Source organism: Thioalkalivibrio sp. ALE28 (genome assembly GCF_000377425.1).
Taxonomy (GTDB): Bacteria; Pseudomonadota; Gammaproteobacteria; order Ectothiorhodospirales; family Ectothiorhodospiraceae; genus Thioalkalivibrio.
This window is the reverse complement of sequence record NZ_KB898115.1, coordinates 1-16,041: the sequence shown is the minus strand read 5'-3', so window position 1 is coordinate 16,041 and position 16,041 is coordinate 1. Positions and strand designations below refer to the sequence as shown.

At 64.4% G+C, this 16,041-nt stretch carries 13 protein-coding genes and 1 tRNA gene; all 14 read right to left on the bottom strand.

Annotation, left to right across the window (positions count from 1 at the left end):
* On the bottom strand, positions 1–300 hold a 300-nt coding region (locus D105_RS14360; RefSeq protein ID WP_018878178.1), incomplete at its 3' end, for a GTP-binding protein.
* Between the two features lie 44 nt (positions 301–344).
* Positions 345–2,441, bottom strand: a complete 2,097-nt coding sequence (fusA, locus tag D105_RS0113775) for an elongation factor G (protein ID WP_018867960.1) — start codon at positions 2,439–2,441, stop codon at positions 345–347.
* A 21-nt stretch (positions 2,442–2,462) separates the two neighbouring features.
* The gene (gene rpsG, locus D105_RS0113770; RefSeq protein ID WP_018175517.1) at positions 2,463–2,930 is read right to left on the bottom strand and encodes a 30S ribosomal protein S7; all 468 of its coding nucleotides are present in this window, start codon (positions 2,928–2,930) and stop codon (positions 2,463–2,465) included.
* Positions 2,931–2,956: 26 nt separating this feature from the next.
* Positions 2,957–3,334, bottom strand: a complete 378-nt coding sequence (gene rpsL / locus D105_RS0113765; RefSeq protein WP_017940461.1) for a 30S ribosomal protein S12 — start codon at positions 3,332–3,334, stop codon at positions 2,957–2,959.
* Between the two features lie 108 nt (positions 3,335–3,442).
* A complete protein-coding gene (rpoC, locus tag D105_RS0113760; protein WP_018878781.1) occupies positions 3,443–7,663 on the bottom strand; it encodes a DNA-directed RNA polymerase subunit beta' in 4,221 nt (1,406 codons plus the stop codon).
* A 70-nt stretch (positions 7,664–7,733) separates the two neighbouring features.
* A complete protein-coding gene (rpoB, locus tag D105_RS0113755; RefSeq protein ID WP_018878780.1) occupies positions 7,734–11,813 on the bottom strand; it encodes a DNA-directed RNA polymerase subunit beta in 4,080 nt (1,359 codons plus the stop codon).
* Between the two features lie 131 nt (positions 11,814–11,944).
* Positions 11,945–12,325 carry a 50S ribosomal protein L7/L12 gene (rplL, locus tag D105_RS0113750; protein ID WP_018867957.1) on the bottom strand — a complete coding sequence of 127 codons (381 nt, stop codon included), beginning with the start codon at positions 12,323–12,325 and terminating at the stop codon, positions 11,945–11,947.
* A gap of 68 nt (positions 12,326–12,393) precedes the next feature.
* Positions 12,394–12,915, bottom strand: a complete 522-nt coding sequence (gene rplJ / locus D105_RS0113745; RefSeq protein ID WP_018867956.1) for a 50S ribosomal protein L10 — start codon at positions 12,913–12,915, stop codon at positions 12,394–12,396.
* Positions 12,916–13,129: 214 nt separating this feature from the next.
* Positions 13,130–13,825 carry a 50S ribosomal protein L1 gene (gene rplA / locus D105_RS0113740; protein ID WP_018867955.1) on the bottom strand — a complete coding sequence of 232 codons (696 nt, stop codon included), beginning with the start codon at positions 13,823–13,825 and terminating at the stop codon, positions 13,130–13,132.
* 1 nt (position 13,826) lies between these two features.
* On the bottom strand, positions 13,827–14,258 hold the full coding sequence (rplK, locus tag D105_RS0113735; protein WP_018867954.1) for a 50S ribosomal protein L11: 432 nt from the start codon (positions 14,256–14,258) through the stop codon (positions 13,827–13,829).
* 67 nt (positions 14,259–14,325) lie between these two features.
* Entirely contained in the window at positions 14,326–14,859 is a 534-nt protein-coding gene (nusG, locus tag D105_RS0113730) for a transcription termination/antitermination protein NusG (RefSeq protein ID WP_017940468.1), read from the bottom strand.
* An 18-nt stretch (positions 14,860–14,877) separates the two neighbouring features.
* Positions 14,878–15,243 carry a preprotein translocase subunit SecE gene (secE, locus tag D105_RS0113725; RefSeq protein ID WP_017940469.1) on the bottom strand — a complete coding sequence of 122 codons (366 nt, stop codon included), beginning with the start codon at positions 15,241–15,243 and terminating at the stop codon, positions 14,878–14,880.
* 37 nt (positions 15,244–15,280) lie between these two features.
* Positions 15,281–15,356 (bottom strand) — tRNA-Trp (locus D105_RS0113720).
* An 86-nt stretch (positions 15,357–15,442) separates the two neighbouring features.
* Positions 15,443–16,041 (bottom strand): EF-Tu/IF-2/RF-3 family GTPase (locus D105_RS0113715; RefSeq protein ID WP_018878779.1); only part of this gene is annotated, 599 nt, incomplete at its 5' end.

Genomic DNA, 16,041 nt, shown 5'->3' with positions numbered 1-16,041 from the left:
GTCCATCTGCGCCGCACCCGTGATCATGTTCTTCACATAGTCCGCGTGCCCGGGGCAGTCGACGTGCGCATAGTGGCGAATGTCGCTTTCGTATTCGACGTGCGCGGTCGCAATCGTGATCCCGCGCGCCTTCTCTTCCGGCGCATTGTCGATCTGGTCAAACGCACGGGCTTCGCTCCCGTACTTCTTGCCCAGCACCGCCGTCATCGCCGCCGTCAGCGTCGTTTTCCCATGGTCCACATGACCAATCGTCCCCACATTCACATGCGGCTTCTTACGCTCGAACTTTTCCTTGGACACAGCTCAAACCTCTTGCAGTTCTTTCAAATAACGCGAATTCGGTATCAGGACGCCTTGGCGGCAACCGCCTCGGCGATCTGGGCGGGGGCCTCGGCGTACTTCTCGAATTCCATCGAGTAGGTCGCGCGGCCCTGGCTCATCGAGCGCAGCTGGGTCGAGTAGCCGAACATCTCGGACAGCGGCACCTCGGCCTTCAGCAGCTTCTGGCCGGCCACGTCTTCCATGCCCTTCACCAGACCCCTGCGGCGATTGAGGTCGCCCATCACGTCGCCCATGTACTCCTCGGGCGTCTCGACCTCGACCTTCATCATCGGCTCGAGCAGCACGGCACCCGCCTTCAGGGCGCCTTCCTTGAAGGCCATCGAACCGGCCACCTTGAACGCCATCTCGTTGGAGTCGACGTCATGGTAGGAACCGTCGAACAGCGTGACCTTGACGTCCTCGACCGGATACCCGGCGAGCACACCGTTGGCCATCTGTTCTTCGATGCCCTTGGAGACGGCCGGGATGTAATCCTTCGGCACCACACCACCCACGATGGCGTTCTCGAACTTGTAGCCTTCGCCCGGCTCCAGCGGCTCGATGCGGATCCAGACGTGACCGTACTGTCCGCGACCACCGGACTGGCGCACGAACTTGCCTTCCTGTTCGACCGTCTTGCGGATGGTCTCGCGGTAGGCCACCTGGGGCTGACCCACGTTCGCCTCGACCTTGAATTCCCGCTTCATGCGGTCGACCAGCACCTCCAGGTGCAGCTCGCCCATGCCGGAGATGATGGTCTGCCCGGATTCCTCGTCGGTCCGCACGCGGAACGATGGATCTTCCTGCGCCAGCTTGTTCAGCGCGATACCCATCTTTTCCTGGTCGGTCTTGGTTTTCGGCTCGACCGCGATGGAGATCACCGGATCCGGGAACTCCATGCGCTCCAGTTCGACCGGGTCGTTCGGGTCGCACAGCGTGGTCCCGGTGTACAGGTCCTTCAAACCGACCACGGCGCCGATGTCACCCGCGCGCAGCTCCTTGATCTCCTCGCGGGAGTTCGAGTGCATCTGCAGGATGCGGCCGATGCGCTCGCGTCGATTGTTCTGCGTGTTCAGGACCGAGTCGCCGGCCGACAGCACGCCAGAGTAGACGCGCACGAAGGTCAGCGAGCCGACGTAGGGGTCGGTCATGATCTTGAACGCCAGCGCGGCGAACGGCTCGTCATCGGAGGCGTGCTTCTCGACCGGCTCCTCGGTGCCGGCCTTGACGCCCTTGATGGCCTTGACCTCTTCCGGCGACGGCAGGTACTCGACGACCGCGTCGAGCATCGCCTGCACACCCTTGTTCTTGAACGCGGAGCCGCACAGCATCGGCACGATCTCGAGCTCGATGGTGCGGTGGCGCAGCGCAGACTTGATCTCTTCCTCGCTGAGGGTGCCCTCGTTGAGGTACTTGTCCATCAGCTCTTCGTTGGCCTCGGCGGCCGCCTCGAGCATGTTCTCGCGCCACTTCTCGGCGTCGGCCTTCAGCTCGTCCGGAATATCCTTGTACTCGAAGGAGATCCCGAAGTTGTCCTCGTCCCAGTAGATGGCCTGCATCTTCACCAGGTCGATCACGCCCTTGAACTGGTCCTCCGCGCCGATCGGCAGCTGGATCGGGACCGGGTTCGCCTGCAGGCGTTCCTTCATCTGTTCATAGACGCGCAGGAAGTCGGCGCCGGCGCGGTCCATCTTGTTCACGAACGCCATACGCGGCACGGCGTACTTGGTCGCCTGGCGCCACACGGTCTCGGACTGCGGCTGCACGCCACCGACCGCGCAGTACACCATGACCGCGCCGTCGAGCACACGCATGGAGCGCTCGACTTCGATGGTGAAGTCCACGTGCCCGGGGGTATCGATGATATTCACCCGGTGCTCGTCGAACTGCTTGGCCATGCCGGACCAGAAGCTGGTGGTCGCCGCGGAGGTGATGGTGATCCCGCGCTCCTGCTCCTGCTCCATCCAGTCCATCACGGCTGCACCGTCATGCACCTCGCCGATCTTGTGCGACAGACCGGTGTAGAACAGGATGCGTTCGGTCGTCGTCGTCTTGCCGGCGTCGATGTGCGCGCTGATCCCGATGTTCCGGTAGCGCTTAAGTGGGGTCTTGCGTGCCACGGTGAGCCTCTCTAAACAGATTTACCAGCGGAAATGGGCGAACGCCTTGTTCGCTTCCGCCATGCGGTGAGTGTCTTCGCGCTTCTTCACGGCCGAGCCCTTGCTGTCGGCGGCGTCCATCAGTTCGCCAGCCAGCTTCAGGGCCATGGTCCGTTCGCCACGCTTGCGGGCGGCCTCGACCACCCAGCGCATCGCCAGCGCGTCCTGACGCACCGAGCGGACTTCCACCGGAACCTGATAGGTCGCGCCACCGACGCGGCGCGACTTGACCTCGACGCGCGGACGGATGTTGTCCAGGGCACGCTCCAGCGCGCCCATCCCGTCGCCCTGCTTGGACTCGATCTGGTCCAGGGCGCCGTACACGACCTGCTCGGCGACGGATTTCTTGCCGTCACGCATGACCGTGTTGATGAACTTGGCCAGGCGCTCGCTTCCGAACTTCGGGTCGGGGAGGATGTGACGCTTGGGGGCAGCTGCTCTTCTAGACATGTTTCAGTTCCCGGACTGGATCTCGGTTAGGATTTCTTGGGACGCTTGGTGCCGTACTTGGACCGGCCCTGGGCACGCTTCTGCACGCCCTGGGTATCCAGGCTGCCGCGCACCGTGTGGTAGCGCACACCCGGGAGGTCCTTCACGCGGCCGCCACGGATCAGGACCACCGAGTGCTCCTGCAGGTTGTGGCCTTCCCCGCCGATGTAGCTACTGACTTCGTAGCCATTGGTCAGCCGCACGCGCGCAACCTTGCGCAGCGCCGAGTTCGGCTTTTTCGGGGTGGTCGTGTAGACACGGGTGCAGACCCCGCGCTTCTGCGGGGAACCCTGCAGCGCCGGCACATCGCTCTTTTCGACGGGGCGCTTGCGGGGCTTGCGTACCAACTGGTTGATCGTGGCCATGAAACCCTTTCTCCTAGCCTAAAAATAACGACAGGCCGGCGCCGAGACCGGCCTGTCGAGGGAGCGGAATTCTAATCGCCGCCCCCGTGAGTGTCAAGATGGGACGGGTCACTCGGACCCGTCTTCCGCGGTACCCGGATCGGTGGTGGCGGGCTCGGACTCGGCGGTGGCCGCCTGGGTCTCCTCGACCGCCTCGAACTCGGGCATTTCCAGCGCGCGCTTGCGACGGCGCTCCTTGTGGTAGGCGAGGCCCGTCCCGGCGGGGATCAGGCGCCCGACAATCACGTTCTCCTTCAGACCGCGCAGGTCGTCGCGGGCGCCCCGGGTGGACGCCTCGGTCAGTACGCGGGTGGTCTCCTGGAAGGAGGCCGCGGAGATGAACGACTCGGTGACCAGCGAGGCCTTGGTGATCCCGAGCAGCACGCGCTCGTAGGTCGCCGGCTGCTGATCCGCACCCAGTTGTTCGTTCTCCTCGAGGACACGCACGCGATCGACCTGGTCCCCGGCGAGGAACTTGGTATCGCCGGCGTCCACGATGTTCACCTTGCGCATCATCTGGCGGACGATCACCTCGATGTGCTTGTCGTTGATCTTCACGCCCTGCAGGCGGTAGACGTCCTGGATCTCCTGCACCTGGTACTCGGCCAGGGTGGTGACACCGCGCAGGCGCAGGATGTCGTGCGGATCCAGCTCGCCATCGACTACGACCTCGCCACGCTCCACGCGCTCGCCCTCGAAGACGTTCACGGTCCGCAGCTTCGGGATCAGCATCTCGACCGGGTCGCCCTTGTCCGGGGTGATCACCAGGCGCTGCTTGCCCTTGGTCTCCTTGCCGAACGACACGGTACCCGAGATCTCCGCCAGCACCGCCGGCTCCTTCGGACGGCGTGCCTCGAACAGGTCGGCCACGCGGGGCAGACCCCCGGTGATGTCACGGGTCTTGGAGGACTCCTGCGGCAGGCGCGCGATGACGTCACCGACCTCGACCCGGGCGTTGTCCTCCAGGTTGAAGATCGCGTTGGCCGGCAGCATGTACTGCGCGGGCATGTCGGTGCCCGGGATGTACACCTCGTTGCCGTCGTCGTCCAGCAGCTTGACCGTCGGGCGCAGGTCCTTTCCGGCCGACGAGCGGCTCTTCGGATCCAGCACCACGTTGGACGACAGCCCGGTGAACTCGTCGGTCTCCTTGGTGACGGTGACGTTCTCGACGAAATCCGCCAGACGGATGTTACCGGCCACCTCAGTGACAATCGGATGGGTATGCGGATCCCAGGTCGCGACCTCCTGGCCGGCCTCGACGGTGTCGCCATCATGGACCGTGATGGTCGCGCCGTACGGGATCTTGTAACGCTCGCGCTCACGGCCCTGATCGTCGATCACGCCCAGCTCGCCGGAACGCGATACCGCGACCAGGTTACCGGCCTTGTTGGTGACCGTCTTCAGGTTGTGCAGACGCACGGCCCCGGAGTTCTTCACCTGGATCGCGCTGACCGTCACCGCGCGGCTCGCGGCCCCGCCGATGTGGAAGGTACGCATGGTCAGCTGGGTACCCGGCTCGCCGATCGACTGCGCGGCGATGACGCCCACGGCCTCCCCGGCGTTGACCTCGTGGCCACGGGCCAGATCACGCCCGTAGCACTTGGCGCAGATGCCCTGGCGGGTCTCGCAGGTGATCGCCGAACGCACCAGCACCTCGTCCACCGACGCGCCGTCCAGGGTGTCCACCATGGCCTCGTCCAGCAGGGTGCCCGCGGGCACCAGCACCTCGTCAGTGCCCGGGCGGAGTACGTCCACCGCGGTGGTACGCCCCAGCACGCGATCGCGCAGCGGCTCCACGACGTCGCCACCCTCGATGATCGGCTTCATCAACAGGCCCTGCTCGGTGCCGCAGTCCGGCTCGGTCACCACAACGTCCTGGGAGACATCCACCAGGCGACGGGTCAGGTAACCCGAGTTCGCGGTCTTCAGCGCGGTATCGGCCAGGCCCTTGCGCGCCCCGTGGGTCGAGATGAAGTACTGCAGGACGTTCAGACCCTCGCGGAAGTTCGCGGTGATCGGCGTCTCGATGATGGAGCCGTCCGGCTTGGCCATCAGGCCGCGCATGCCGGCCAGCTGCCGGATCTGCGCGGCGGAACCACGCGCGCCGGAATCGGCCATCATGAAGATCGAGTTGAACGAGTTCTGCTCGACCGTTTCGCCGTCCTTGTTGGTGACCTGCTCCTTGCCGAGGCGCTCCATCATGGCCTTGGCGACCTGGTCATTGCAGTGCGACCAGATGTCCACGACCTTGTTGTAGCGCTCGCCCTTGGTGACGAGACCCGAGGCGTACTGATCCTCGATCTCCTTCACCTGGTCCTCGGCGCCCTGCAGGATCGGGTGCTTCTCGTCCGGGATCACCATGTCGTCGGCGCAGAAGGACACGCCGGCACGGGTGGAGTAGTAGAAGCCCGCGTACATCAGCTGGTCCGCGAACACGACCGTGTCCTTCAGGCCCAGGCGGCGGTAGCAGGAGTTGATCAGCCCGGAGATCGCCTTCTTGTTCAGCTCGCGATCAATCAGCTCGAACGGCAGACCCTTGGGCATGATGCGCGACAGGATCGCGCGACCGACCGTGGTCTCCACGCGCATGGACGGGAGCGCTTCGCCCTCGGCGACGTCGGCCATGGTGTCCGCGATGCGCACGGTGATGCGCGCATGCAGGTCCACCTGCTTGTGCTCGTAGGCGCGGTGCACCTCGTCCACGTCGGAGAAGGTCATCCCTTCGCCCTTGGCGTTGACCTTCTCGCGCGACAGGTAGTACAGACCCAGCACGATATCCTGCGACGGCACGATGATCGGCTCGCCGTTGGCCGGCGACAGCACGTTGTTGGAGGACAGCATCAGCGTGCGCGCCTCCAGCTGGGCCTCCAGCGACAGCGGCACGTGCACGGCCATCTGGTCACCGTCGAAGTCGGCGTTGAACGCGGCACAGACCAGCGGATGCAGCTGGATCGCCTTGCCCTCGATCAGCACCGGTTCGAAGGCCTGGATGCCCAGGCGGTGCAGGGTCGGGGCACGGTTCAGCATCACCGGGTGCTCGCGGATCACCTCTTCGAGGATGTCCCAGACCTCGGGGCCTTCCTTCTCCACGGCCTTCTTGGCGGCCTTGATGGTCGTGGCCAGGCCACGGCGCTGCAGCTTGCCGAAGATGAACGGCTTGAACAGTTCCAGCGCCATGCGCTTGGGCAGGCCGCACTGGTGCAGGCGCAGAGTCGGACCGACCACGATCACGGAACGACCGGAGTAGTCGACGCGCTTGCCCAGCAGGTTCTGGCGGAAGCGGCCCTGCTTGCCCTTGATCATGTCGGCCAGGGATTTCAGCGGGCGCTTGTTGGTGCCGGTGATCGCACGACCGCGACGCCCGTTGTCCAGCAGCGCATCCACGGACTCCTGCAGCATGCGCTTTTCGTTGCGCACGATGATGTCCGGGGCGTTCAGCTCCAGCAGGCGGCGCAGCCGGTTGTTACGGTTGATCACCCGGCGATACAGGTCGTTCAGGTCGGAGGTCGCGAAGCGGCCACCGTCCAGCGGCACCAGCGGACGCAGGTCCGGCGGCAGCACCGGCAGGACCTTCATGATCATCCACTCCGGCTTGTTGCCGGACTCGAGGAAGGACTCGACCAGCTTGAGCCGCTTGCCCAGACGCTTGATCTTGGTCTCGGAGCCGGTCTCGGCCAGCTCCTGGCGCAGCTTGGCAGCCTCGGCCGGCAGATCCATCTCCTTCAGCAGGCTCAGCACGGCCTCGGCGCCCATCAGCGCGGTGAAGTCGTCGCCGTGCTCTTCCATTGCCTCGAGGTATTCCTCGTCGGTCAGGAGCTGGCGCTTCTCGAGCGTGGTGAAGCCCGGATCGGTCACGATGAAGGACTCGAAGTAGAGCACCTTCTCGATGTCCTTCAGGGTCATGTCCAGCAGCAGGCCGATGCGGGACGGCAGGCTCTTCAGGTACCAGATATGGGCGACCGGCGAGGCCAGGTCGATATGCCCCATGCGCTCGCGGCGCACCTTGGTCTGGGTAACCTCGACGCCGCACTTCTCGCAGACCACGCCGCGATGCTTCAGGCGCTTGTACTTGCCGCACAGGCACTCATAGTCCTTCACCGGCCCGAAGATCTTCGCGCAGAACAGGCCGTCACGCTCCGGCTTGAAGGTCCGGTAGTTGATGGTCTCCGGCTTCTTCACCTCGCCAAAGGACCAGGAACGGATCTGGTCCGAGGACGCCAGGCCGATGCGGATCGCATCGAACTCTTCCGGCTGGGTCTGCTGCTTGAACAGATTCAGGAGGTCTTTCATTCGCTTGCCTCACAAACTTGGTTTCGAGGGGCGCGCACGCCCCGTCGGATCACAATCGGATCGGAGAAGATCAGTCCTGCTCGAGCTCGATATTGATGCCGAGCGCCTTGATCTCCTTCATGAGCACGTTGAACGACTCGGGGACGTTGGCCTCCATGTGGTGCTCACCGTCAACGATGTTCTTGTACATCTTGTTACGGCCCTGCACGTCGTCCGCCTTCACCGTCAGCATCTCCTGCAGGGTGTAGGCGGCGCCGTAGGCCTCCAGTGCCCAGACCTCCATTTCGCCGAAGCGCTGACCGCCGAACTGTGCCTTGCCGCCCAGCGGCTGCTGGGTAACCAGCGAGTACGGGCCGGTGGAACGCGCATGCATCTTGTCGTCCACCAGGTGGTTCAGCTTCAGCATGTGCATGTAGCCCACGGTGACCGGGCGATCGAATTCGTCGCCGGTGCGGCCATCGTAGAGCTGGGCCTGCCCGGTCTCGGGCAGGTCCGCCAGGCGCAGCATCTCCTTGATCTCGGCCTCTTCGGCACCGTCGAATACCGGCGTCGCCATCGGCACGCCACCGCGCAGGTTCCTGCACAGGGTGATGATCTCGGCATCCGACATGGAGTCGAGGTCCACCTTGCGCTCGCGGTGGTTGTAGATCTTGTCGAGGAACTCGCGCAGCTTCGCGATCTCGGCCTGGGCCTCGAGCATGCGGTTGATCTTGTCGCCCAGGCCCTTGGCGGCCCACCCGAGGTGAACCTCCAGCACCTGCCCGACGTTCATGCGCGAGGGCACGCCCAGCGGGTTCAGCACCACGTCGACCGGGGTCCCGTCCTCGAGGAACGGCATGTCCTCTTCCGGCACGATCATCGAGATCACGCCCTTGTTGCCGTGGCGACCGGCCATCTTGTCGCCCGGCTGCAGGCGACGCTTCACGGCCACGTACACCTTGACCATCTTCTGCACGCCCGGCGGCAGGTCGTCGCCCGCGGCCAGCTTGGCCTTCTGGTGCTCGAACTTCTTCTCGAACGCCTCGTGCTGGTCCTGGATCTGACGACCAAGGTCCTCCAGCTGGGAGTTGACCGCGTCGTCCTTCAGCCGCACCTCGAACCACTTGTCGCGGGACAGACCCTGCAGGTACTTCTTGGTGACCTTGGAGCCGTCACCGAGGCCGTCCGGCCCGCCGGCGGCGGTCTTGTTGACCAGCAGCTTCTCCACGCGAGCGTAGATATCGTCCTCGTAGATGCGCAGCTGGTCCTTCAGGTCCTTCTGCACGGCGGCCAGATCGTCGGCCTCGATCGACTTGGCGCGGGCGTCCTTCTCCACACCGTCGCGGGTGAACACGCGCACGTCGATCACCGTGCCCTCGATGCCGGACGGGACGCGCAGGGAGGTGTCCTTCACGTCGGAGGCCTTCTCGCCGAAGATCGCCCTCAGGAGTTTCTCTTCCGGCGTCAGCTGGGTCTCGCCCTTCGGCGTCACCTTGCCCACCAGGATATCGCCCGGATTCACCTCGGCGCCGACATACACGACGCCGGACTCGTCCAGCTTGTTCAGCAGGGACTCGGAGACGTTCGGGATATCCGCGGTGATCTCTTCCTGGCCCAGCTTGGTGTCGCGGGCGACACAGTTGAGCTCCTCGATATGGATGGTGGTGTAGCGGTCCTCCTGCACCACCCGCTCCGAGATCAGGATCGAGTCCTCGAAGTTGTAGCCGTTCCACGGCATGAACGCGACCATCATGTTCTGGCCCAGCGCCAGCTCACCCATGTCGGTGGAGGAGCCGTCCGCGATCGCGTCGCCGCGGGCGATCTCGTCGCCCACCGCGACCAGCGGCCGCTGGTTGATGGAGGTGTTCTGGTTGGAACGCGAGTACTTGGTCAGGTTGTAGATGTCCACGCCCGGCTCGCCGGCCACGGTCTCGTCGTCGTTGACCCGGACCACCACGCGACCGGCATCGACCGAGTCCACAGTCCCGCCGCGCTTGGCGACGATCGCGGAGCCGGAGTCGATGGCGACGGCGCGCTCGATGCCGGTGCCCACCAGCGGCTTGTCGGCACGCAGGCACGGCACGGCCTGACGCTGCATGTTCGCACCCATCAGGGCGCGGTTCGCGTCATCGTGCTCCAGGAACGGCAGCAGCGCGGCCGCCACCGACACGATCTGCTTCGGCGAGATATCCATGTACTGGATCTTGTCCGGGGTCGAGATCGTGAACTCTTCCTGGTGACGGCAGGAGACGAGGTCGTCGCTCAGACGGCCTTCGTCGTCCATGGCCGCGTTCGCCTGGGCGATCACGTACTGGCTCTCCTCGATCGCGGAGAGGTAGACGATCTCCTCGGTGACCTTGCCGTCCTCGACCTTGCGGTACGGCGTCTCCAGGAAGCCGTAGCGGTTGGTGCGGGCGTACACCGCCAGAGAATTGATCAGGCCGATGTTCGGACCTTCCGGGGTCTCGATCGGGCAGACGCGACCGTAGTGCGTCGGATGCACGTCGCGCACCTCGAAGCCGGCACGTTCGCGGGTCAGGCCGCCCGGGCCCAGCGCGGAGATGCGGCGCTTGTGGGTGACCTCGGACAGCGGGTTGTTCTGGTCCATGAACTGCGACAGCTGGCTGGACCCGAAGAACTCCTTGACCGCGGCCGCCACCGGCTTGGCGTTGATCAGCTCCTGCGGCATCAGGCCCTCGCTCTCGGCGACGGTCAGACGTTCCTTGACCGCGCGCTCGACCCGCACCAGGCCCAGACGGAACTGGTTCTCGGCCATCTCGCCCACGCTGCGGATGCGGCGGTTGCCCAGGTGGTCGATGTCGTCGGTGCGACCGTTGCCGTTGCGCAGGTCGATCAGGACCTTCAGCACATCCAGGATGTCCTCCGGCGACAGCACGCCCTCGCCCTCGTCGGTCTCGCGACCCACGCGACGGTTGAACTTCATGCGGCCTACGGCGGAGAGGTCGTAGCGATCCTCCGAGAAGAACAGGTTGGAGAACAGGTTCTCCGCGGCGTCCTTGGTCGGCGGCTCGCCCGGGCGCATCACGCGGTAGATCTCGACCTGCGCCTCCAGCTGCGTCTTGGTCGGGTCCAGACGCAGGGTGTCCGACATGTACGGACCATGGTCGTAGTCGTTGGTGTAGATCGTCTGCAGGGTCTTCACGCCCTCGGCGCGCAGCTTGTCCAGCAGCTCCTGGGTCAGCGCGTCGTTGGCGCCGGCGATCAGTTCGCCGGTGGACTCGTCCACCACGCCCTTGGCCAGCACCCGGCCCAGCAGGTATTCGTCCGGCACCCGCAGGGTGTTGATGCCGGCCTTCTCGATCTCCCGGATGTGGCGGGGCGTGATGCGGCGACCCGCCTCGACGATGACCTTGTCACCGTCGGTGATATCCACCACGGCGGTCTCGCCGCGCATGCGCTCGGGGATCAGGTCCAGCTCGCCACCATCCTCGTCGAGGGTGAGCTGGTTGAATTCGAAAAAGGTGGCCAGGATCTCTTCGGTATCCATGCCCAGTGCGCGCAGCAGGATCGACGCCGGCAGCTTGCGGCGACGGTCGATGCGCACGTATACCCCGTCCTTGGCGTCGAACTCGAAGTCCAGCCAGGAACCGCGGTACGGAATGATGCGGGCGTTATAGAGCAGCTTCTGCGCGCTGCCCTGCGTCTTGCCCTTGTCGCTGTCGAAGAACACACCGGGGGAGCGGTGCAGCTGCGACACGATCACGCGTTCGGTGCCATTGATGACGAAGGTGCCGTTCTCGGTCATGAGTGGCATCTCGCCCATGTAGACCTCCTGCTCCTTGACCTCCTTGACCACGGTGGAGCCCGCCGGGGCTTCCTTGTCGTGGATCACGAGGCGCAGCAGCACGCGCAGCGGGGCCGCATAGGTCACACCACGGATCTGGCATTCCTTCACGTCGAACATCGGCTCGCCCAGGCGGTAGCTCACGTACTCGAGCTGGACATGACCGGAATAGCTGACGATGGGGAATACCGACTGAAACGCCGCGTGCAGGCCCAGGGAGTCACGCCCGTCCGGCGCTTGGTCCGCCTGCAGGAAATCCCGATAGGACGTCAACTGGGTCTCGAGCAGGTACGGGACGTCGAGGATCTGGGGACGCTTCCCGAAGTCCTTGCGGATACGTTTCTTTTCGGTATAACTGAGGGCCATGGCTTACCTCGGAGGCTAGCTGAACAACGCGGAACAAAACCCGCGCCACCACGGGCTGAGGCTGACGACCAAACGGCCGCCAGCCTCAGGGCTTCGTGATGTACACGAAAACAACAGGCGCAAGCGCCTTCTTACTTCAGTTCGACGGTGGCGCCCGCTTCTTCCAGTTCCGTCTTCATCTTCTCGGCCTCTTCCTTCGGCGCGCCTTCCTTCACGGTCGCCGGAACGCCTTCGACCATTTCCTTGGCTTCCTTCAGACCCAGACCGGTCAGGCCGCGCACGACCTTGATCACGCCGACCTTGTTGTCGCCGAAGCTGGACATCACGACGTCGAACTCGTCCTTGGCTTCGGCGGCGGCGGCTTCACCGCCACCGGCAGCGGCCGGGGCAGCCGCGACGGCGGCAGCGGCGGACACGCCGAACTTCTCTTCCATCTCGCTGATCAGGTCCACGATCTCGAGGACCGTCATGTTGCCGATGGCTTCCAGGATATCTTCTTTCGAAACGGCCATTTCTAACTCTCCTAACGGGTCGTACCCGAATTCATTCAGTACTTGCTGCAGAAAAAGGCGGTAAGGGTTCAGGCTGCCTGTTTCTGGTCACGGATTGCTGCAACGGTACGCACCAGCTTGCCGGGGACTTCGTTCACCGTACGGGCGAACTTGTCGAGCGGCGCCTTCATGGTGGCGAGAAGCTGCGCAAGGGCCTCTTCACGCGTCGGCAGGCTCGCGAGGCGATCGAGATCATTCGCCCCCATGAGCTGCCCACCAAAGGACACCAGCCGGACCTTCAGCTGATCGTTTTCCTTGGCGAAGTCCTTCACCAGGCGCGCGGCGGAGCTGGGCTCCTCTTCACTGAAGGCCAGGATCAGCGGGCCATGCAGCTCGGGCTGCATGCACTCGAAATCCGTCCCCTCAATGGCACGCTTGGCGAGGTTGTTCTTCACCACTCGCAGATAGACACCGGAGGACCGTGCCTGCCGACGCAGGTCGGTCATCTGCGCTACCGAGAGACCCCGATATTCCGCGGCGACCGCGGAATGTGCCGAGGCAGCAACCGTAGCCAGTTCCGAGACAATCACCTTCTTGTCATCGAGATTCAAAGCCACGTTGACTCTCCTCTAGTAAGACCACCCGAAGGCGGTCGTGAAACCGGGCGAACCCGGTACTGCGGTGCTCCCGTCGCAGGTACTTCCTGAATCGGGTGACACCATCTGCGCAGGCTGGGGTATTAAGCCGGGCCCGAAGGCCCCGCGCCTGCGGTCTTGGATGGCGTGCCGCTTGCGCGACAGCCGACCAAAAACCGAATGTTGTTGCTCAGAGGCTCAGCGAGCCCTGATCGACCTTGACGCCCGGACCCATGGTGGTCGAGACCACCACGCCCTTGACGTACTGACCCTTGGAGGTCGCCGGCTTCATCTTGACCAGATCGGCCAGCAGGGCGTTCAGGTTCTCGGCAAGCGCGCTGGATTCGAAATCCGCCGCGCCGATCGTGCAGTGCACGATGCCGCCCTTGTCGGTGCGATAGCGCACCTGACCGCCCTTGGCGTTGGTCACCGCGGTGGCCACATCGGGGGTCACGGTGCCGACCTTCGGGTTCGGCATCAGGCCGCGCGGCCCGAGGATCTGGCCCAACTGACCCACCACGCGCATCGCGTCCGGGGAGGCGATCACCACGTCGAAGTCCATCTGACCGGCCTTCACCTGTTCGGCGAGGTCGTCCATGCCGACCACGTCGGCGCCAGCTTCCTTCGCCGCATCGGCGTTGGCACCCTGGGTGAACACGGCCACGCGAACGGTCTTGCCGTTGCCGTGCGGCAGCACGGTGGAACCACGCACCACCTGATCGGACTTGCGCGGATCAACGCCCAGGTTCACGGCGACATCGACCGACTCGCGGAACTTGGCCTTGGGCAGGTCCCGCAGGAGATCAAAGGCCTCGGTCACCGGATACAGACGAGTCGGTTCGACCTTCTCGCGGATGGCCTGCATACGCTTGGAAAGCTTTGCCATGTCAGAGACCCTCCACTTCGAGGCCCATACTGCGGGCACTACCGGCAATGGTACGGACCGCGGCATCCAGATCCGCCGCCGTCAGGTCGGGTTCCTTGGTCTTCGCGATCTCTTCCAGCTGGGCACGGGTGACCGTACCCACCTTGTTGGTATTCGGCTGACCGGACCCGGACTGGATGCCCGCGGCCTTCTTCAGCAGGATCGCCGCCGGCGGCGTCTTGGTGATGAACGTGAAGCTGCGATCGGCGTACACGGTGATGACCACCGGGATCGGCAGACCGGGCTCCATTTCCTGGGTCTGCGCGTTGAACGCCTTGCAGAACTCCATGATGTTCACACCGCGCTGACCCAGCGCGGGGCCCACGGGCGGGCTCGGGTTGGCCTTGCCGGCCGGGACCTGAAGCTTGATATACGCTTCGATTTTCTTTGCCATGAGAACTCCCTCGGGTGCGAACGCCTCGCGGCTCCCCGATCAGCAGGTAACGACGCTTGCGCGTCGGTCAGGTTTTCTCGACTTGGTGGAACTCCAGTTCCACGGGCGTCGAGCGGCCGAAAATCTGGACGGCCACCAGCAGGCGGCTCTTGTCGTAGTTGACCTCTTCGACCACGCCGTTGAAGTCGTTGAACGGCCCATCGATCACGCGAACCATCTCGCCCACCTCGAACAGGACCTTCGGGCGCGGCTTCTCGGCGCCTTCCTGCATGCGCTGCAGGATGGCGTCGGCTTCCTTGTCGCTAATCGGGGCCGGGCGATCGGCCGTCCCGCCGATAAAGCCGAGCACGCGCGGCACGGCCTTCACCAGGTGCCAGGCCTCGTCGTTCAGGTCCATCTGCACCAGCACGTAGCCGGGGAAGAACTTGCGTTCGCTCTTGCGCTTCTGGCCGTCCTTCATCTCGACGACCTCCTCGGTGGGGACGAGGATCTCGCCAAAGTGATCCTGCATGCCGAAGCGCTCGATGCGCTCCTCCAGGGACCGCTTCACCTGCGCCTCGAAACCCGAGAATGCCTGTACGACGTACCAGCGTAGTGCCATGGTCGAGAATCCTGATGCTTATCCGATGAACCGACTGATGCCCCAGCCCAGGAACATGTCCAGGAGCCAGAGGAAGATCCCCACCAGGATCACGACAGCAATGACGATCAGCGTGGTCTGGGTCGTCTCGACGCGGGTGGGCCACACCATCTTGCGCACCTCGGTGCGCGCGTTGCCCATGAAGCCGGCGAGCTGGCTGCCCTTGGCGGTCGTCATCCCGATGCCGATGGCGACCCCCACAACGGCGAGCAGCCCGAGGACGCGAATCAGAGTGGATTCGTCCTGGAACCAATAGAAGCCCATGACGCCGGCAATCAGCAGCGCCACGGCCACCGCGAGCTTGACGGTATCAAGCACGCCGGTCTGTTCCGATTGTTCACTCATGAATACGTATCACCCGGTGCTGCCGCCATCCGGAAGATGGCAGGCCAGGAGGGACTCGAACCCCCAACCTGCGGTTTTGGAGACCGCTGCTCTGCCAATTGAGCTACTGGCCTATAAATCGAATCGACAAGAAACAAACGCGAGAGACGACGCACCCGGCGCCGCCTCTCGCGGTCGATCTGTCAACTTGTCTACTGTATCACTCGATGATCTTGGAGACGACGCCGGCGCCGACGGTGCGGCCACCTTCGCGGATCGCAAAGCGCAGCCCGTCTTCCATCGCGATCGGGTTGATCAGGGACACCGTCATCTTGACGTTGTCGCCCGGCATCACCATCTCGGTGCCTTCCGGCAGTTCCACCGAACCCGTCACGTCGGTCGTACGGAAGTAGAACTGCGGGCGGTACCCATTGAAGAACGGCGTATGACGACCGCCCTCGTCCTTGCCCAGGATGTACACCTCGGCCTCGAAATGGGTGTGCGGGGTGATCGAACCCGGCTTGCACAGCACCTGACCGCGCTGCACGTCGTCACGCTTGGTGCCACGCAGCAGGATACCGACGTTGTCGCCCGCCTCGCCCTGGTCCAGCAGCTTGCGGAACATCTCGACACCGGTGACGGTGGTCTTCTGGGTGTCGCGAATACCGACGATCTCGATTTCTTCGCCGACCTTCACCACGCCGCGCTCGACGCGACCGGTCACCACGGTGCCACGACCGGAGATCGAGAAGACATCTTCCACCGGCATCAGGAACGCGCCGTCCACGGCACGCTCGGGCTCCGGAATCCAGCTGTCCA